The following is a 19,730-nucleotide window of genomic DNA, read 5'->3' as shown; positions in this document are numbered from 1 at the left end:
GCCGGAGCGTGGGAACGATCAGCCCGGGCGCACGCTCATCTGCGCCGGCGGCCGCGGGTGGCGGCCGGGGGCTGCCAGTCGGTGAGATCACTGCGCGGGCGCTCCAGGCTGCGCAGCTCCTCGAGCAGGAAGCCCTCGAAGTAGTCGCCCATCCGGGTGCCGTAGGTCGGGTCGAGCGCGTTGTGCCATTGCTTGAGCCAGGGGATCAGCTCGTCGAGGGCGACCAGCATCGGCATGAGCTGATCGGCGTCCCAGCCGTCGCGCTCCTTGCGCTCGACATACCAGGCGGCGATGGCCTGGGCGCGCTGCAGGTGGTCGAGCCCGGCCCAGCCGATGACGGGTGTGCTGTCGCCGGGCTTCTCGCAGCCGGGCAGGCTGAAGAAGCGCTCCTTGGGGACGTCCAGTTTCCCTCGGAGCCCCCAGTAGCTCGGCTTGCGGAAATCGGTGCTCGCGTACTTGGGCGGCAGCGGGATCGCGCCGATCTGCTCGGCCTTGAGCCGGGCCGCCGCCTCGGCGCTGAGATGAGCCGGGTCGGACTCCGGTCGCTCGACGCGGGCATCGATCGCATCCTCGGCGCGCTGCTGGTCCCAGGTCTCCTGCCAGGCGCGGAACTTCACCATCGCCTTCGGCTTCAGCCGCGCCGCGGCCATCTGCGGCACGCTATCCTCGGCGATCAGCTCGACCACCAGGGCCTGCGGGTCGAAGGTGTCGCTGCCGCTGTAGAGGGCCGCGACCTGCTGGAAGCGCTGTTGCGGATCATCGCGCGACTGGACGCGATCGGCGAGCTGGGCGCCGGTCATCAGCTCGGCGCCGGCAGCGCGCGCCGCCTGCTCCAGATGGTCGAGCAGCCAGTCGCGCAGCGCCCGCTGCTGACGCTTGGCCCAGGGCTCACGGTTCCAGCGGCGCTTGTACTCGGGCTGCTCGACGAGCCTGATCCAGCGATTATCCTGGATCGCCTGCAGCCGGCGGTGGGTCAGCTCCCGATAGTCGGCGGGCCAATGTGATGGCGGCTCGGTGATCGGCTGGCTGCGGTGGCGCTCGAACCAGGTAGTCTCGGTCTCGCCGGCCTGCACGCGGCGGGCGAGCCGGATCTCGAACGGGCGCTCGCCCAGCGCGAGCTCGGGCACGGCCCCGATGGCGGTCTCGGCGGCAGTCCCGGCGGCGGTCTCAGCGGGGCTCGGGGCCGACTCGCTCCGGTAACAGAGGTCCTCGTCGGTCAGGCCGTAGAGCCGGTAATAGCACCAGTCCAGCTCCTCCTGCAGCGCGATCATCCGACGCCAGAGCCCATCCGCGTCGCGCTCGGCGCTGGCCAGCGCGGACCTGATCTCGATAGGGTGGTCCTCGGGGGTGGCGGCCAGGACCTCGGCCGGGTCCAGCCTCGCGAGGTCCTGCGCGAGCCGGTCGAGGACGGCGGCGAGGTCGCGGGCTTGGTGGTTGGGGTCGGAGGCGATTGGGAAGTCTTTCAGGCCGGTGCCGGTGAACTCGTAGAAGTTCTCGAACGCCACCGTCGTTTGTCGCGCCCCGCGGTCGTCCACCGTGCTGCCCTTGTTATGGAAGATGCACTTCATCCAGAAGCAGGCGGTGGAGCTGTTCAAAAGCCCTAGCAGCGCCAGATGATCCGCCTCGCTCGCGCCAGCCGGCAGCTTGATCACCGGCGCGGAACGGTTGAAGACCTTGCCGCCGCGGTCGAGGACGAAATGGTTATGGGTGGCGACAAAGGCGAAGGTGACCCCCAATGGCACCGAGAAACGTTCAGGGTGCCACCGGCTCCACTCGAACCAAGTGAGCCCGATTTCCTCATGAGTTCCTCCAGGCTCTCGTCGGCGGACGAGATAGGGCTTCCGTTGCCACAGAAGCCGGATTCGCCTATCCGCAGGATCATCGTGTATCGCTTGAAGATCCGGTCCATAGGGAAACAAGGTTTCCGTGACCGGCTCAATCTGCCAGTCACGAACCGTATCGCCTTCCACGAGCGCCTTCACAGAGTCAGAGGCAATACCTAGCCGCGCTAAGCAGCCATTGGGGAGAAAGTAGGCTTCGTCACTTCCGGTATGAGTGATTCGGCCCATTGCCGTTACGGACTCGCCTAGAGTATGTTTCGCGGCCGCTTCGATAAGCACTTTTGCTTCCGTGGCCCCCCCGCCTCCCAAGCTCCAAGGGTGGCTCCCATACGAGCCCCGTTCCTGATCCACGACGCTCACGAATTCGTTCTCGCTCCCCGGCCGTTCCAACAGCTCGACGATGGACCGCCAGACCAGGCCCTGCGCCGCATCCCCGGGCGTGCTCGGCTCGCCGCGGATGCCGAGCACGGCGCGGATCGCGCCGCCGTTCGGCCGCTCGTTGCGCGCGAACAAGATCACGGTCGGCGTGCCGTGGCCGGGGATGTAGGCGCCGGAGGTGTCGATCACATGGGTCAGGGCCTTGCCGGGCAGGAAGGCCTCGATCAGCTTCCGGCCGAACTCGCGCTTCATGAAGCTGTTGGCGGTGATCAGGCCGACGAAGCCGGCGGGCTGCTGGCCGCCGGCGTCCGCGCCCGCCGGCAGGCAGAGATCGAAGAAGCGCTCGGTGAAGGGCACGCCGAGCGAGTATTGCCGGTGGCAGGTCGGGTACTTGTGCCGATAGGCCGCGTTCAGCGCCTTGTCCTTGACGGTGATGTAGGGTGGATTACCGACCACGCAGTGGTAGCGCTGGCCGAGGATCGCGCGCAGCCGGGCCGCGTCCTCGCTCTGGAAGCAGTGCGCGAGGCCGTCGTCGAGCAGGTCGGCCTGGATGCCCTGCCCCTCCCATTCGTGGCGCGGGCCGTGCAGCAGCGCGTCGCCGACGGCGAGGTTGAGATGGAAGTCCGGCGCGTCCTTGAGCCGGCCCCCATGGGATCGAACCCCGCTGGCCTCCATCGCCGCGATCAGCAGCCGGAAGCGGGCGATCGCGACCGCATAGGGGTTGATGTCGACCCCATGCACGGCATCGAGCGCGCGCTGGGCCAAGGCGCGGGCGTTGGTCGCGGGCTCGCGCCGCTGCCAGGCGGCGAACAGACGCTGGAACGCGCTCAGCAGGAAGTGCCCGGAGCCGCAGGTCGGGTCGATCAGGCGCACCGCCGGCAGGCCGAACGCGGCCAGGGCCGGGGTGAGCGTATGGTCGAGGATGAAGGACTCGACGAACTCGGGCGTCTGCAGCAGCGCATAGCGCTTGCGGACCGCCTCCGAGAGGTCCTGGTAGAGGTCGCCGAGGAAGCGGGTGTCCCAGCCGGCGCCGTCGGCGGCGCAGCTGAAGTCGTGCGCGATGGCGCCGGTCTCCGGGTCCAGGCGCTGGAAGAAGTCGAGCAGGGCCTTGGCGCCGTCGGCCGAGACCGGCAGCCGCCACAACGGGTTGTGGGCGCGGTCGAGCAGCTCGGCCATGGCCGGCAGCGGCTCCAGCTCGGCGAAGACCCACAGCAGGTAATCTCGCTCGGCATGGGTCGGATGGGCGTCGAAATAGACCGTGAGCCGGTCGCGCGCCTGCGCTAGCCCGCCGCGGCCCTGATGCGCCTGGTCGGCATCGGTGGGGCCGGAAAGATAGGGGGCGTCGAGCAGGCCGTTGTCCTCCAGGAAGCGGACGAAGACGCCGGTCAGCACCCAGGCCGCGGCGGCCTGGGTCACCTGCGCCGCGCGCCAGTCGGTGAAGTGCTCGGCGGTGCGCTCCGCCGACCGCGCCTGCTCGTACTCGGCGCGCAGGGCCGCCGCGCGCTCGGGCTCGGCCTGCGCGTAGTCGAGGATGTCCTGCTCCAGCTGCGGCAGCAGGTCCTGGAGGTCGGCGAGGAGGCGCTGGGGGTCGATCATGCTGCAGAAACGTCCTTCATGTCTTCGGGGACCGTCATCGGCGACCGGCGATCAGGATGTCGAAGATCGCCTAGCGTCGCACAGGGCCCATCTTATCCGGGCCGAGCAGGCGGTGAGCGTCTCGGAGCCCGAGCGGAATCCGGCCTTGCAGCGATGACCAGATCAAACGGGACTTCGACCGCATGGGCGGCCAGGAGATCGAGGCCCTCTTCGGCGGCGACACCGCCTCGTGAAGCTCTTGCTCGACACCCACCTATTGCTCTGGGCCGCGGCGCAGCCCGAACGCCTCTGATGCCCAGTCCGCCTGCAACCAGTGGCTCGGGATAGTCGCGTGCTCGCGGCGGCCGGGGCCGTCCGGCACGCTGACGCCCTCGATGCGGGCGCCGGGGCCGGTGCCGTCGCTCGCGATCAAGAGCAGCAGCGCGTGGCCGACCTCGCCCTCGGCGAGGCGCTGGGGCGATCACCGTGCGATCTGTTGGTGTCCGCCCCTATTGCAACAGCGCTTTCGCGACCGCTTGGTGAAACCGCTCCGCCTGTTCACAGCAAGCGCGGATGTCACCCCAATGCTGCGCCACCGCCGGCGCCGCACGTCTCTGGTAATCACGCTTGGTCTTCTTGATGCGCTGTGCCAATGGGAGGGCTTTGAGCCGGTCTTCCATCCCGCTCAGGCACTCGACGGGATTTGCGCGGATGGCATGGTCCGCCGGCAGCAGGGCAACAGCAACCCAAGACTCGATGGCCTTGGATGGAATGCATAGCAGGGTTCGAGGCCCAAACGACGAGATACCCAGCCAGCTCAGCACGACAGCATGCAGGGCATCAGCGGTATCGGCGGCGGGCGGACAGGGCTTGGCGCAGGGCAGTGCCCCGAGCCTCGACTCGCTTTCCTCAATCCCGGAGCCGCAATTGGGATAGATCGCTCCACCGACATCTGCATCGACATGCAGCACGATCAGGTCGAAACCCTCCAACGTCGGGTCATCCTCCAGTCGCCCGACGCCTTCTCCCGCCCGTTGGAGACACCATTTGAGGACACCACACCAACCGCCGCCCAGTCTTGGCAGCGTCGGTTCCGGCTGCAGCGGAGTTACAATCGGTGCTTTCGGCAGGATCGCGGTGAGTGCGGAAGTGATCACGACATGATCTGTCGTGCCCTCGGCCACGATGCCGATGCGCGGCTCAGACATTTGGCACGGCGCCCAGATCGCCCCGCAGCCAGAGGCGGGACAACGGATATTGTCGGTTCTGCTCGAGCAACTCCTGGGTCGGCCTGATGCGCCGGCATCTGGTCTGGCCTTGAGTCGTGCGCTCGACCGCGAACAGGCGCACCCCATCGTCGGCGAGGTCGAGACCGTCGAGCACCGCTGGATTATGGGCCGTGAAGAGCAATTGCCGGTGTGGATTGCTGCGTTCGAGCCAATGCGAAAGACTAGCGGTGAGTCGTGTCGCGAGCCTTGGGTTCAGCGCTTGGTCGAGGTTGTCGATCGCCAAGATCTGCGGCGCGGCGTCCGACAGGCATAAGACCGCAGTAAACAGAACGTACAGGGCGCCTTCACTGGCGTCATAGGCGGTCAGCTGGTTCCTGCTCTGACTCATGAATCGGTCCCTGAATCTCAGCACGAGTCGGCCGCGCGGCACCGAACTCGACAAGAGTGCGCCGGGCGCATCGGTGGTGTCGAGATCATCCACCCAATCCAGCAGCTCGATGACGCTCTCGAACAGGTTCTCATCAAGCCCCGCCTGAACGTCTGCGCGCGAATCGTCCGACGAGTCCTTGTCCAGTTGGCGCTTCAGCTCCTGAACGGCCTCGGCAAGTCGCCCGCCGCACAGTCCGACAGGGGCGCGGGCTTGCGAATCTGGCTCCAAGCCGCGCAGAACCGGCGTGTTGGGGCAGTAGATCGCATAATTCTTGAGACCGCTCATCAGCTTTGCAGGAGGAGAGCCCGCTGGAATATCGACCAATCGCAGCGCAGCAAGCCCGGCCGTGGGTTCAAGATTCACCGACTTGACACCGCGCGTGACAAGATTGCCCGACTGACCGGCGTAGAGGTTCTCTGTTTTGAAGGACCAAGCGGGCTGCGGATCATTGAGGGGATTCAGCAAGGCAACCCGGTAACCGGCACCCGCTTCGCTCTCGGCATTCAGCATGATATGCGGTGGGACACGCGCCCCGGTGAACGCCGCCTTGTAGAGCGTCGGCGTTCCCGCCCGGACACCTCGATGCAACAGTGATTCATCGTCCACGCGCCCAGCGGCCGCGGCACCTAGGATACCGATGGCCTCGAGAACGTTGCTCTTGCCGACGCCGTTGGCACCGATAAAGCAATTGACTCGTCCTAAGTCCAGCGCCTCGGATGCAATGGACTTGAATCCTTCAATGTGGATCGTGCGTAGCATGTTGACGGTGAGGTCGCGCGGACTGTTTTTGCTCTTGCTGGTGCCAGGGATCAAGCCAGGCCTATCGCGATGTCATCCTGTCGCGCCGAGCTCGTCAAGTCGGCGCCGGATCTGCCTCTCAGTCTTCGGACCACCGGATGGCATGTCCCGGCCGTCGCTACCGGCGCCCATCGGCGGCCGCCTGCAGCCATTGGCTCGGGATGGCCGCGTGCTCGCGGCGGCCGGGGCCGTCCGGCACGCTGACGCCCTCGATGCGGGCGCCGGGGCCGGTGCCGTCGCTCGCGATCAAGAGCAGCAGCGCGTGGCCGACCTCGCCCTCGGCGAGGCGCCGGCGCAGCTCGGCGAGCCAGCTGTCGACCAGGCCGTAGCGGCCGATGAGGCCGGTGTCGGTGAGCAGCACCGGCGCGCCGGCTGCGCCGTCAGGGCCGAGGAGCGCGGCGGTCAGCTCCGGCAGCACGCGCTGCACCAATCCCTGCAGGCGGGACCAGTCGATGCTGCCGGGTGCGGCCGCATCGGCCCGGAGCACGACCTGCCAGTCCGGCGGCCGGGCCATGCCGTCGCAGAGCCGGCGCAGCTGGCGCAGGAGCAGCGCGTCGAAGCTGATGGCGACGAGGCCGAAGCGCGCCTGCAGCCGTTGCGCCGCGCGCTGGGCGTCGGCGGGGCGCACACTCAGCGCCAGGAAGCGGTGCTCGTCGAGGGCGGTGCGCACCCGGTCGTCGAAGGCCTGCTGGCGCTGCTCGGCGGCGAGCGCCGCGTCCCCAGCGGCGGATTCCAGCCCGGCGGATGCGGCGGGCAGTCCGCTGCCGAAGCGGCTCGAATCGTACAGGCTGCTGGCAGCGGTGAGGCCGGCGCGCGGCAGGCAGTAGGCGCCGCGGCTGCCGTCGGGCAAGGTGAAGCCGCTGTTCCACTCGAACCCGAGATCGAGCCCGCGCATCAGTGCGTCGAGCTGCGGCCGACCAGGCAGCGGCTGCGCCTCCGGGTAGCGCCCGTGGACGCGATTGTGCACCTCGGCGACGCTCAGGGCGCGGGCGCCGAGCAGCGCCCCCTGGGCCAGCTCGATGGCGCGCTCGGCGCCGAGGCCGCGCGGGTACAGCTCGGCGCGGCTGGACAACGCGGCCTGTTGGGAGGCGGCCGCGGCGAGGCGCAGCAGCCGGTGGTTGCTGAACCGGGCCAGGGCGCGCGCATCAGCGAGCGGGGCCGGCACCGCGCGGATCATCTCCAGGGTCCGCACTGGGGACAGCAGCGGCGCGCCACCCGCCGCCGGCTCGGCGCACTGGTCGGCCAGCTCGCCGAGGGCCTGCGCATAGTCGGCCCGCTCCTCACCGCGCAGGTCGCTGTTGTCGGCCACCAGGATGCGGCGGCCGGCCCGGCGGATGATCCAGCGCGGCTCGGCGCGCGCCAGCTCGGTCTCGACCGCGGCGCGCACCACCGCCCGCGCCCAGCGCTCGCGCAGCGGCGACCCCTGCACCGAGCCGCGGCGCAGCAGCACCGCTTCGGCCAGCTCGAGCGCGGTCATGACGCCGCCGTGCTCGTCGAGCAGCGCGGCGAGCTCATGGCGCAGCGCGGTGATCGATTTGTTCTTGGCCCAGAGGGCGACGGCGCGGGATTGCAGCGCGCGGGCGCGCTCGGCGTCGAGCCCGAGCGCGGCAGCGAGGGTCACCGGCGTCGGCCAGTGCAGGTCCTGGTCCGGTCCCTGGTGCTCGCTGTCGAGCCGGCCCAGGTAGGCGGCGAGGAAGCGGCGGCGCTCGACATCGCCCGCCCGGCCCGGCTGACCCGCCATCGGCTGATTTGACCCCGGCTGACTTGCCCACTGAGGCAGGATCATCCTGACGAGCTGATCGATGCTGGCCGGATGGCCGCCGGCGCCGGCGTCGACGCCATCGCCCTCGGCGGGCGCCGCCGGCGGCGCAGCGGGCCCCTGCCCGAGCCGGTCGCGCAGCTGGGCGATCAGCTGCGAGAGCTCGCGGCGGGTCTGGGTGCCGACGCCGGTCATGCGCACCAGCTCGTTGCGGGGCAATGCGAGCAATTCGCGCACGCTGTTGACATTGAGCCGGCTCAGCGTGTCCAGCGCCGGCGTCGACAGCGGCAGCAGGCCGATCTGGGTGTCGGGCTGCGCCTCGGCGACCGGGCATTCGGGCGCAGACGGCTGCATCTCCCCGGCCGTGGGATGCCGGCTCGTCTGCGACTGTGCGGGCACGAAGACCCGGTTCCAGGCAAGGCGCATGTCCTCGGCGTTGCCGAAGCGGTGCTTGACATCCCGGGCCAGGGCCTTGGCGAAGAACGCGGCCATGGCGTCGCGGATGCCGGGATCGAAGACAACCGGATCGATCTCGAGCGCGCCGTCGATGAGCGGCGGCATGCCCTCCTGCGCGGCCCAGGCCGGCAGCGTGCCGGTGGCCATCTCGTAGAGGGTCAGCGCGGCGGCGAAGCGCTCGGCGTAGTCATCCCAGCGCCGGCGGCCCGGATCGCGGATGAAGGGGTCGAGGTAGGCGGCGGTGCCGGCGGTGATGTTGTCGGCGCCGACCTGGGACAGCGAGAAGTCGAACAGCACCAGGTGCAGGCGATTGCCCTGCATGGTCAGGCCGAGGTTGCCGGGCTTGATGTCGCGGTGGGCGATGCCGCGCTCTTCGAGATGGCAGAGGGCGCCCAACAGGTCATCGCCGAGGCGTTGCAGGAGCTCGAGCTGAAAGGCGCCCTCATGGCGCAGGCGGCGCTCCAGCGAGCCTTCGGCCGCGTGGTCGATGATCAACGCCTGATGGCCGAGCAGCTCGCAGCACTGGTGCAGCGGGATCACGGCCTGGTGCCGGAGCTTGGCGAGGGTCTCGCCCTCCTGGCGCAGGCTCGGGTTGTGCGCCGGATCGGCGGCGAGCTTGAGCACGCGCTGCTCGCCCTGGTGGGTGACCACGAAGGTGACCGCGCTCGCACCGCGGCCGAGACGCCGCTTGACCGCGATGCCGCCGGGGAAGGTGTCGCCGGGGCCAGCACCGGCCGGGTCCGCGCGCCGCTCGCTGTCGGGCCGGGTCAGCTCGTCCTCGACCTTGTCGAGGAACTCCAGGAATTCGGCGGCGGAGCCGATGCGGGCACCGAGGTCCGGATGGGTGGCGTACTGGACCAGGTCCTGCAGCGGTCGGGAGGCACCGTTGAGCACATCGGTGACCTGCAGTCCGGCGCCGCGGCTGAGCTTGTCCTGGAGCTCCAGGTCGTTGCCGGCCGGCGGCTTGCCGGTAAACAAGAGATAGGCGATGGCGCCGAGCGAGAAGACGTCCAGATAGATGCCATCGGTGTCGGCGCTGGCCGCGGCCATCGATGAATGGGCCTCGAGCGCGAGATAGGGGCCCGCCTCTTCCTGGAGCACCTGGCTCAGGTGGCTGAGCGCCGTCTGCTGGACGCGCTCGCGCTCGGCCGCGCGCTGTGCGGTGGCCCAGTTGCCGATCTTCGCGCTCAGACTGCCGTCGGGCTCGGGCCGGACATAGACGCTTTGCGGGCTCAGCGCGCGATGGTAGAGCCGGTGGGCGTGGGCGTACTGCACCGCCTCGGCGAGACGGCGCATCAGGGTCAGGGCCGCGAGGGGCTCCAGCCGCCGCTCGCGGTCGAGTCCGAGCCCGAGTCCAAGCAGATGATGATCGAGCCGCTCGGCGGCCGGGTCGTGCTCGTAGACGAGGGCCGGCCCCTGGTCGTGCTGTTGGTACTCGCGGGCGCGCAGGATGCCGGGATGCTCCAGTCCCTCGAGCAGCCGGAACTCCAGTCGCGCCGCCTTGTGCAGGGTCTGCGCCTCGGCCTCGGGCTTGCCGCGGGTCAGATAGATGCGGATGCGGCGCTGCAGCCCGGTCTCCGAATGGGTCGCGAGCCAATCCTGGAAGTGGTCGGCCTCGTCGAGCAGCTCGCCGAGCTCGTAGAGCCCGACCCGCCGCGCCCGCAGCGATTCCTTGATGCCGGCCTCCTCGAGCGCGCGGGCGACGAGCTTGGAGGTGGGGCGATCGACGGTCCGGTCGCGGCCGTTGCCAGCGAGCCGGGTCAGGGTGTCGATCAGGTTCTTGCGCGTACAGACCTGCAGCCGGGCCGGCCCTTGGAGCCGGTTGACGACCTCGGGCGCGGACAGGAACACCAGCGCGGTGATGAACGGGATGCGCGCCTGACCGCGCTTGGCCAGGGCCGCGCGTTGGCTCCTGAGCAGCGACGCCAGCTTCTTCGCCTTGCGCTCGGCGAGCAGGCGCGGGTTGTCGAAGACGCGGCGGCGGCCTTCGAAGCTCCAGACCCAGCTGCCGGCATCGCCGCTGATCGCGCCGGGATGGGACTTGATCTCGACCAGGTGGACGCCCTTGGGGGTCACGACCAGGGCGTCGACCTCGTTGATCGAGCCGTCCTGGGCGATGAACTCGAAGTTGGCCCAGACCCGGTAGGGCTCATGGTCCGGCAGCTTGTGCCGCAGGAAGTCCAGGGCCTCGTGTTCCCAGGCGTAGTCGGAGGGGGTGATCTGCTTCCAGAGCTTGTCCATCGGTTCGATTGTTCAACCAAGAAACCGCAGTCGGGCTGCCGTCACCTGTAGGCGCGTTTCGGTGAGCGCCAGAGTCGCAATCGCTGCAAAGGCCTGCATGCTTTGCGAAGCGGTCACAGGATTTTCGTTTGCCTTCGAGGAGCGTCGCCGGGAGCATAGCCGGGCTATGTGACCGGCGGCGCGACGAAGAAGGCGAGCGAAAAGACCAGCAAGGCGGTATAAGCTTTGACAGAAATCGCCTCAGCTCGCAGCGCTGTGGGCGCTTGCAGGCGACCACGCCGCGCGCGCAGCGGCGAAGATCGCCCGCAAGCGGGCTCCTACCTCACGACCAGCAGGCACCTACCTCACGACCAGCGGGCTCCTACCTCATGACCAGTGCGGGCAGCAACAATCGGTCTCGGGATTTCCACTGTCTTGCACTAGGTTTAAGGCCGACCGATGCAGCGAACGCGCACCGCTTCCTCGCGTTCCTGCTCTTCCAGTGCATTCTCGATCAGGCTTAGCTGCGCATCGAGCTCCGGCAGCAGCAGGTTCTCGAGCGCTCGCGCGCGGCGGGCGGTGCGCAGATACTCGCCGCGCAGCCGCTCCAGGTTCCCGGTCAGGACCGCGAGACGGGTCGCGATCGGCATCAGCTCGGCGAAGACCGCTCGGCAGGCATCGGCCTCCGGGCTCTGGAAGACACTGCTGAAGACGGCCGGGGCCGGATCGGTTTTTCCGGTCGGCGCATCGCCCGCCGCAATCGATTCCGCTGATTCTTCGTCGGCCTCATCGAAAGCCGTTTGGGGCTGCGCCCCATTCGGCCCTGCCTTATTCGACCCTGCTCTGCTCGGTTCTGGCCTGCTCGATTCTGGCCTGCTCAGTTCTGGCCCGCTCGGTTCTGGCTCCGCCCTGCTCGACCCTTCCCTCTTCGTCTCGTGCGGCTCCTCGATCCGCACGCCGAGCACCGAGCGGCTCGCGCAATGTAACCGGCAATCGGCCTGGAGTGGCGGATAGACCGTCAGGCCTTCCAGCCCGTGGCGGCCGATCGCCGCGCGGAATGACGCGCGCGCCCGCTGCTCGAGCGCCCGCCAGTCCCGCAACAGGGCTTCGTAGGTCTTGAGGTTGGCCAGGATCTCGGCCGCGAGGATCAGCCGCTTCTCGTCGAGGAAGCGATAGCCTTCCTGCATTCCGGCGCGTTCGGCCTTCAGCTCCAAGAAGGCGCTCTGGGTCGGCACCAGCTCGCGATCGTTCATGACCATGCCCTCAGGCGGACGGCTTCGCCGTCGCGCCTCGTTTCGGGCCCGCCTCCAAGCCCACACCGGAACCGACTTTGGAGCCCAAATCCGAGCCCGCGCCAGAGGTCGCATCCGAGCCGGCGTTGGAATCCGCATCGGTGCCCGCGTCGGAGTCCGCATCCGAGCCCTGATCGACGTCTTGGGCCGCATTGACAGCCGCTGCCTCAGCATTATCGGACGTGTCAGCATCATCGGACGTGTCAGCGTTATCTGCGGCGTCAGCCACCGCGAGATGGATCTCGATCTGCTGGTTGGAGAGACGGGTCAGCGCATGCTGCGGCAGGCCGCGCAGCGCCCGCCAGCCGGCCTCCATGCTCTGCGCCAGGGTGCGGCGGCCGGTCTGAGCGACGACCTCGGTCTCGAAGCGCTCGCCGAAGGCGAGGTAACGCCGATCCTGCTCGGTCAGCCCGTCCTCACCGACCACGCTCGCGAGCATCCGGGTCTGCTGCGCCTGGGCATAGGCGGCATAGAGCTGGGCGGCCAGGGCCGGATGATCGGGGTCGGTCAGGCCGGCGCCGGTGCCGTCCTTCATCAGCCGCGACAGGCTCGGCAGGACCTTGATCGGCGGATAGAGGTCGCGGCGGTGCAAAGCGCGATCGAGCACCAGCTGACCCTCGGTGATGTAGCCGGTCAGGTCCGGGATCGGGTGCGTGATATCGTCGTTGGGCATGGTCAGGATCGGCAGCTGCGTCACCGAGCCCGGCCGCCCGCGGATGCGCCCGGCGCGCTCGTAGAGGGTCGCCAGGTCCGAGTACATGTAGCCGGGATAGCCCTTGCGGCTGGGCACCTCGCCGCGGCTCGCCGAGACCTCGCGCAACGCCTCGCAGTAGTTGGTGAGATCGGTCAGGATCACCAGCACATGCTTGCCTTCCGTGAACGCCAGATATTCGGCGGCGGTCAGCGCGAAGCGCGGCGTCAGCAGGCGCTGAGCGCTCGGGTCCGAGGCCAGATTCAGGAACAGCACCGTGCGCGCCAGCGCCCCGCTCTGCTCCAGGCGGCTGCGGAAGAACTCGGCGCTGCCGTGCGGGATGCCGATGCCGGCGAAGACGATCGCGAACTCGTCGTCGCCCCGTTCGGTCCCGTGCCCTGCGCCATGCGCCGCCCCCTGTGCGGCTCGATACCCGGTCTCGGCGCCGGGCCCCTGCTCAGCGCCGGCCCCCTCCCCAACGCCATTGCTCGCCCCATGTCCTCGCCGCTGCCCGGCCCCATGGCGGGCCCGATGTCTACCCGCCTGCCCGGACCCGTGTTCACCCTCCTGCGATGCGCGATACTCGGCGCCGCGTCGCTCGCGCTGGGCGCCCGGCAGGCGCGCATTGCAGGCGATATCGACAGCGATCCGGTCATGCGGGAGGCCGCCGCCGGCGAATAGCGGCAGCTTCTGGCCGCGTACGAGCGAATTCATCAGATCGATGACCGTGACGCCGGTCTCCAGGAACTCGCTCGGGGCCTGCCGGGCGGAGGGCTTGAGCGGCAGGCCATCGACCCGAAACGCCTGCTGCGCCGCGACCGGCGGCCCGCCGTCGAGCGGCCGGCCGACACCGTTGAAGACGCGCCCGAGCAGGCCCGGCCCGACATGGAAGCGCAGCGGCTCGCCGAAGAAGCGCACCCGCGCGCCAGCAATGCCAAGGCCCGCGGTCGCGTCCAGCATCTCGACGGTCACCGAGTCCTGATCCAGCGCGGCGATGCGCCCGAGCCGCACCCGCCCGGTTCGATCCTCGACCTCGACCGCCTCGTTGAGCCCGACATCGACGCTGCGCTGCAGGAACAGCAGCGGGCCGTCGATCCGGGTTGCGATATCCTCGCCGCTCAGCCGCGCATACATCGCCGTTTCTCCTGCGCCCAGCGCCGTCGCCCGCGCGCCACCTCAGGCCGCGCCCTGTCCGGCATTCGCATCCCCCTCGGTCTGCTCGCTCTGCTCGGCCTGCACGGCTTCGACCTCCTCGACGAGCCGATGCGCGGTCGCCGTCAGTTCCCGATCCAGCGCCGAGAAGCGCTCCCAGTCGCCCTCGCCGATCTCCTCGCCCATCCGGATCAAGGCGCGGAACACCGGCGCGCCCGCCAAGTGCTCGGGCGCGACACCGCGCTCGAGGAGCCCCTCGGCCTCCTCGATGAAGCGCCCGATCAGACGCATCATCACCGCTTGGCGCTGCGGTGAGGCGAAGCGGTCGATCGCCGAGAACGCGGACTGGCGCAGGAAGGCCTCGTTGACCAGTTGCGCAGCGAGCAGCGTGACCCGCTGCGGCGCCGGCATCGCGTCGCGGCCGATGATGCGGGCCATCCGTTCGAGGCGCGCCTCCGCCTCCAACAGGGTCAGGAACCGCCGCCGCAAGGCCTCCCAGCGGGTGCAGCCCTCGCGATGCCACCAGCGGGCCAGGTCCTGGACGCTGTTGCTGTAGGAGCTCAGCGGATCGATCGCCGGATAGAAGCGCGACTGCGCCCGGCGCACATCGAGCGCCCAAAGACCGCCGACATAGCGGCGGGTGTGGTTGGTCACCGGCTCCGAGAAGTCGCCCGAGGGCGGGCTCACCGCCCCCATCACGCTGACCGAGCCCTGCGCGCCGGCCAGGGTCTCGACCCGCGCCGCCCGCTCATAGAAATCGGCCAGGCGGCTCGACAGATAGGCCGGATAGCCGCCCTCGCCCGGGAGCTCACCAAGCCGCCCGGAGACCTCGCGCAAGGCCTCGGCCCAGCGGCTGGTCGAGTCCGCCATCAGCGCCACGTCCAGGCCCTGGTCGCGGAAGTACTCGGCGACCGTGATGCCGGTGTAGATACTCGCCTCGCGCGCCGCGACCGGCATGTTCGAGGTGTTGGCGATCACCACCGTACGCTCCAGCAACGGCCGGCCGCTGCGCGGGTCCTCCAGCTCCAAGAACTCGGCCAGCAGCCCGGCCAGCTCGTTGCCGCGCTCACCGCAGCCGACGTAGACGATCACATCGGCATCGCACCACTTGGCGATGGTCTCGAGCAGCACCGTCTTGCCGGTGCCGAAGCCGCCCGGGATCGACGCCGTGCCGCCGCGGGCGATCGGGAACAGGCAATCGAGGATGCGCTGACCGGTCAGCATCGGCTCGTCGGCCGGCAGCCGCTTCGCGACCGGGCGCGGCAGGCGCACCGGCCAGGGATGCGCGAGCCTGATCGCATACTCACTGCCGTCGGCGGCCCGCATCCGCCCGATCGGGGCATCCTCGAGGACATCGCCGGCCGCGGCGAGTGCGATCAGCTCGCCGGGCTGGGCGTCCGGCGGCAAGAGGCACCGTTGCCGCAGCCTGGGCGCGGCCTCTGCCTCGTCGGCAGGGCCGGACCCGGCAGGGCCCCGCTCGGCAAGGTCTCGCTCGGGGCCTGGCTCAGCCTCCGGTGCGACCTCACCGAGGACGGCGCCGGGCGCGAGCCTGTCGCCGACCGCGACCGAGGGCCGAAAATGGAATCGGCCCGGCGCCCGCTGATGCAGTCCCGGCTGGACCCAGGCGGTCTCGGGATCATTCGGGTCGAACGCGATCGGCCGCAGCAGGCCGTCGAAGATCCCACCGAGGATACCGGGGCCCAGGCGCACCGAGAGCAGCCGTTCGGTCCCCTGCACCACCTCACCCAGCCTTAGCCCCGAGGTGTCTTCGTAGACCTGGATCGTGATCTCGTCGCGCGCGACCCGGATGACCTCGCCCAACAGGCGCTGCTCCCCGACGAGCACCGCCTCGCGCAGCACGAAGGCGCCCTCGGGCGCGGCGCGCAGCACCGGGCCGCTGAGCCAGGTCGCGATCGCGCGCGCGCTCATCGCGGCGACCTCGTGCTCTTATGCTTGGCCAGCGCCAACAGCCGGGCCTCGATCCAGGCCCGATCCCGGAGCAGTCCCTCCAGACTCATATCCAGCACCGCCTGGTCGGCGGTCACCACCAGTCCGGCGGTGAGCCCCTCATCAAGGCGCCGATCCGGCTCCGGTCTCAGCGCCGGATCGGGTCTCGGCGCGGGCTCACGCAGCGAGGTCGGGTCGAGCGCGGACAGGGCGGCTTCCTGCTCGTCTCCGGTCCAGCCCGCGGCATAGCGGATGCTCCAGGCGCGCGGCGGCAGCCGATGGCGCGCCTGCTCCAATGCACGCTGCACCCAGAGCCGGCGGGTCGGCGCCTGCGCCCAGCGTTCCTGCAACTGCGCGCGCAGCTGCGGCCAGGCTGCGGCCAGCAGTTGGGCATCGGTCTGCTCGGCGAGCCGGCGCTCGGCCGTTGCCCGCTGCGCGGCGGCCGCGCGCACCAGCTCCTCGGCCCGGGCGCGCTCGGCGACGATGCGCTGATGCAGCGCGGCGCGCTCGCGTCGATAGGCCGTCTGCCGGATTGCCTGCGCCCGTTGGGAGGCCTCGCTCAGGAGCGCGCGGCAGGCCCGCTCGCGCTCGTCCTGCACCAGCTTCAGCAACGCCCGCTCGCGCGCGTCGAGGTTCATTCCGCCAGCCCCAGCTGCCGCTTCAGGGCCGCGGTCTGATCGGCCGGCTCACGCTGGCCCCTCACATCGGCGATCACCAGACAGCGCGGCGCCTGGGCGGCGAGCAGCGCATCGAGCTGCGCGGTCGGCACGGCCGCCGCATAGTCGGCGCTGATCAGGATCAGGTCCGGTCGCGGCGCATGCTGCAACCTCCGCAGCAGGGCCGGAACCGCATTCAGCGCCGGCGTGCGGCAGTCCGCGCCGGCCAGCCGCCAGGCCGCGGCGCCGATCGCGTCGCCGATGAAGACGCAGTGGCTCGCCATGCGTCCGGCTCAGAGTTTGTTCAGGATCAGCACCGAGATGATGAGGCCGTAGATGGCCACCCCCTCGGCCAGACCGACCAGGATCACGACCCGGCCGAAGATCTCCGGCTTCTCGGCCAAGGCCCCGACCGATGCGGCGCCGACCGTCGCCACCGCATAGGCCGCGCCCAAGGCGCCGATCGTAGTCGCGAGCGCCGCTGCAAAGAAGCCCCATTTCTGCACACTGGGATCGATGATGCGCTCGGTGACCGCGACCATCTCGGTCTCGGCGAAGGCGTGCGGCTGCCAGAGGATCACACTTGCCAGCCCGGCCACCAGCAGGGCGCTGACGAAAAGGCTTGCCGCGACGAGAACGGACTTGTTCATGAGGCACCTCCGGATACCAGGGCTGGCGGCGCCGGCAGCGGCCGGAAGACGCGCCCCGTGCCCTGAAGAAAGCGATTGAAGAACTCGAACAGCACCAGCCGCGTGGTCTGGATCGAGACCACCAGCCCTTCGAGCAAAACGATGACCAGGTTGCCGAGCAGCAGGATCAGCAGCGCGGCCCAGCCGGGCGCGGCCTCGGCCATGGTGACCACGGCCACCGACAAGGCCGCGTGGGCCAGCGCGAAGGCGCCGACGCGCGCGAACGACAGGGTATTGGTGAGCAGTTGCAGCGCGCTCTCGGCCAGATGCCCGACCGCCGCCAGCGCCCCGAGCAGCCGCTGGGCCAGCCAATAGGCACCGCCGAGGTACCAGCCCAGCCCGAGCAGCGCGATCCAGCCCAGCCCCGCCTCCGGCCAGGCGAGCATCCCGGCCAGGCCCAGATAGAGCAGCAGCAGGCCGGCATCGACCGCGAGCCACTGGCCCAGGCGCCCCGCCTGCAGCGCCCCGAAGCCGGCGAGCAGCTGACCGACCGACAACAGCCCCACCGCGAACACCAGCGGCACCAGGAGCACGGTCAGCGGATGCGCGAGCGGATGCAGCCAGAGCGCCGGGATCAGCCCCTCGATGCCGAACAGGCTGCCGAACAACAGGCCGAAGACGGTCGCCGAGGCGCCGCAGAGCACGAGCAGGCGCGCGAGCAGGTGGCGGCGCATCAGCCAGAGCCCGAGGCCCATCAGCACCAGTCCCTGGCCGACATCGCCGAACATGTAGCCGAACAGCAGCGGCACCACCAGCGCCAAGAGCGGCGTCGGATCGGCCTCGTCCGCACCCGGCACGCCGAGTGCCCGGGCGAACAGCTCGAACGGTTGCAGCCAGCCCGGATTGCGCAGGATCTGCGGCGGCCTTGCACCCGGCGGCGGCCGCGTGAGACGCAGCAGCGCCCGGGTTCCGGCCTGATCCAGGGCCGCGCTGATCCGCTGCCCGTCGAGATCGTCGGTCCAGCCGGTGATCCAGGAGAGGTTTGCACTGGCGGGCTCGAGCCCACCGACCTGGCGGCTGAACCAGTCCAGCCACAGCAGGTCGCCGAGGCAGTCGCCCAGCGCATACGCGTCGAACAGCGTATCGAGCGCTGCATCATGCTCGACGATGCGCTCCGAGAGCTCGGCGCGACGGGCTTGGATCAGGGTCAATGCGGTCGCTGCATCGCCCTTGAGCCAATCCGGGCGGATCAGGATGCGCCCATGCTGCGCCTTGACCTGTGCCATCGCGCCCTCGAGACGCCGTCGAGGCCCGAGCAGGACCCAGCAATCCTCCTGATGCCAGGGCACGCTGCGCGCCAACATCGGCAGCGGCAGATCGAGCCGGGTGTGCTTCGGCAGGATCGTGCAGAAGCTGCCGAGGAACGGCCCGGCCGCGGTCAAGCCCGCAAAGTCGAGGGTGCTGGTGCGCAACTGCTCGATGATCTGCGCGAGCCAGCGCAGACCGGTCAGCTCCTCTTCACTGGCTTGGAGCTGATCGATCAGCGGATCGGCCTCGCGACGCCAGGCCGCGATGCGTGCCAGCGCCCGTTCCATCACCTGCGCCGGGGCCTCCAGCAAGGGGCCGTGACGCAGCCGGCCGCGCTGCCAATAGCGCTGATAGCGTCGCGCCAGGCCCTGGTAGCGATCCAGGCCAGAGGTGATCTCCGCCAGCAGCCGCTCGCCCGCCTCCGGCCGCCGCAGCTCCAGCTCGACCGCGCCGGTCCGTGCCAGCTCGGCGAGCGTCCGCACCGCCTCGCGGCGCGGACACAGCACCTCGAACCAGCGCGTGGCGACCGGCCGCAGCATCAGGCCGCCTCCAGCGCAGCAGGGGCAGTAGGCGCAGTAGGCGCAGTAGGCGCAGTAGGCGCAGAAGCAGGCTCGACGAAGAGCGCCCGGTCAAGCAAGGCGCCGCGGACCCGTTCCAGGTCGAGCGCCAACAACAGGAGGTAGACGAACGGCGCCACCGGAGACAGACCAAGGCCGTGAAAGTCGAGCCGCAGCTGCTCGCGCAGTTGCTGCCGGGCGTTCCAGGCCGCCTCCGTCGTGCTGTGACGAAAGCGGCTCAGATGGCCCTGGACACGCTGCTCGACCGCGGCTCGGTCGGCGCGTACCGCCGCAGTCGTCGCTGGCCAGCGTTGCCGCCAGGTGGCGATCCAGTGCTGGCCCAACGAGCCCTCTGCATCGGTCTCCAACAGCGGAGCGAGCTCCGAGCGCTGGACCCGATCGGGCAGCAGCGTGCCCGCGTCATCGAGCAGCGACTGCATCGGCGCAAGCGTCAAGGCCCAGGCTGGCGCGGGACAGCCAGCACGCAGGTGCTCCAGCAATCCCAGCAACGGCAGCCATCCGGTCCAGCGCACCGCATCTGCCCAGGGAGCGGGCACGAAGTCGGCGACCGCCTCGATCTCCAAGAGCAGCCGATTGCGCAGCACCGCTTCGATCTCCTGCGCCCGGCTCGCGGCTGAAAGCCCCTTGATCCAGTCCCGGAACGGGCCGTTGCGCGCCTCCTCGAGCCAAGCACCGAACCCGCGCGTACCGGCGAGCCGGCGCCAGTCGGCCGCATCCGGTAGCTCGCCATAGCGAGCCTGGATACGCGCCTGCGCGAATGCGAACCGCCGCTGCCGGGAGGCGAGTCTCAT

Annotated in this window: 13 protein-coding genes; all 13 read right to left on the bottom strand. The window is 69.8% G+C overall.

The genetic code is table 11. The features are described 5' to 3' along the window. Positions 1 to 35: 35 nt before the first annotated feature. Positions 36 to 3,815 carry a BREX-2 system adenine-specific DNA-methyltransferase PglX gene (pglX, locus tag CKO40_RS10415; RefSeq protein ID WP_200346141.1) on the bottom strand — a complete coding sequence of 1,260 codons (3,780 nt, stop codon included), beginning with the start codon at positions 3,813 to 3,815 and terminating at the stop codon, positions 36 to 38. Between the two features lie 253 nt (positions 3,816 to 4,068). After that, entirely contained in the window at positions 4,069 to 4,227 is a 159-nt protein-coding gene (locus CKO40_RS10410; RefSeq protein WP_200346140.1) for a hypothetical protein, read from the bottom strand. 76 nt (positions 4,228 to 4,303) lie between these two features. Next, the gene (locus CKO40_RS10405) at positions 4,304 to 5,002 is read right to left on the bottom strand and encodes a hypothetical protein (protein WP_200346139.1); all 699 of its coding nucleotides are present in this window, start codon (positions 5,000 to 5,002) and stop codon (positions 4,304 to 4,306) included. Beyond that, entirely contained in the window at positions 4,995 to 6,212 is a 1,218-nt protein-coding gene (locus tag CKO40_RS10400; protein WP_200346138.1) for an AAA family ATPase, read from the bottom strand. The genes CKO40_RS10405 and CKO40_RS10400 overlap by 8 nt, the downstream gene beginning before the upstream one ends. Positions 6,213 to 6,369: 157 nt before the next feature. Next, the gene (gene pglW / locus CKO40_RS10395) at positions 6,370 to 10,707 is read right to left on the bottom strand and encodes a BREX system serine/threonine kinase PglW (protein WP_200346137.1); all 4,338 of its coding nucleotides are present in this window, start codon (positions 10,705 to 10,707) and stop codon (positions 6,370 to 6,372) included. 425 nt (positions 10,708 to 11,132) lie between these two features. Continuing rightward, positions 11,133 to 11,939, bottom strand: coding sequence for a V-type ATP synthase subunit D (locus CKO40_RS10390; protein ID WP_200346136.1), 807 nt, complete (start codon positions 11,937 to 11,939; stop codon positions 11,133 to 11,135). Between the two features lie 10 nt (positions 11,940 to 11,949). Next, positions 11,950 to 13,803, bottom strand: a complete 1,854-nt coding sequence (locus tag CKO40_RS24310; RefSeq protein ID WP_242476957.1) for a V-type ATP synthase subunit B — start codon at positions 13,801 to 13,803, stop codon at positions 11,950 to 11,952. A 42-nt stretch (positions 13,804 to 13,845) separates the two neighbouring features. Further along, positions 13,846 to 15,750, bottom strand: coding sequence for a V-type ATP synthase subunit A (locus CKO40_RS10375; protein ID WP_200346135.1), 1,905 nt, complete (start codon positions 15,748 to 15,750; stop codon positions 13,846 to 13,848). Then, positions 15,747 to 16,406 (bottom strand): hypothetical protein, encoded by a 660-nt coding sequence (locus CKO40_RS10370; protein WP_200346134.1) that lies wholly within the window; start codon positions 16,404 to 16,406, stop codon positions 15,747 to 15,749. Before CKO40_RS10370 ends, CKO40_RS10375 begins: the two co-directional genes overlap by 4 nt. Next, complete coding sequence (locus tag CKO40_RS10365; protein WP_200346133.1) at positions 16,403 to 16,708, bottom strand: hypothetical protein; 306 nt, start codon at positions 16,706 to 16,708, stop codon at positions 16,403 to 16,405. Before CKO40_RS10365 ends, CKO40_RS10370 begins: the two co-directional genes overlap by 4 nt. Before the next feature lie 9 nt (positions 16,709 to 16,717). Beyond that, the gene (locus tag CKO40_RS10360; RefSeq protein ID WP_200346132.1) at positions 16,718 to 17,074 is read right to left on the bottom strand and encodes an ATP synthase subunit C; all 357 of its coding nucleotides are present in this window, start codon (positions 17,072 to 17,074) and stop codon (positions 16,718 to 16,720) included. After that, the gene (locus CKO40_RS10355; RefSeq protein ID WP_200346131.1) at positions 17,071 to 18,900 is read right to left on the bottom strand and encodes a V-type ATPase 116kDa subunit family protein; all 1,830 of its coding nucleotides are present in this window, start codon (positions 18,898 to 18,900) and stop codon (positions 17,071 to 17,073) included. The genes CKO40_RS10360 and CKO40_RS10355 overlap by 4 nt, the downstream gene beginning before the upstream one ends. Continuing rightward, the gene (locus tag CKO40_RS10350) at positions 18,900 to 19,730 is read right to left on the bottom strand and encodes a hypothetical protein (protein WP_200346130.1); all 831 of its coding nucleotides are present in this window, start codon (positions 19,728 to 19,730) and stop codon (positions 18,900 to 18,902) included. The genes CKO40_RS10355 and CKO40_RS10350 overlap by 1 nt, the downstream gene beginning before the upstream one ends.

It is taken from the genome of Halochromatium glycolicum, assembly GCF_016584085.1.
GTDB lineage: Bacteria > Pseudomonadota > Gammaproteobacteria > Chromatiales > Chromatiaceae > Lamprobacter > Lamprobacter glycolicus.
The sequence above is the reverse complement of the archived record's forward strand: the minus strand, read 5'-3'. Positions and strand labels throughout refer to the sequence as shown.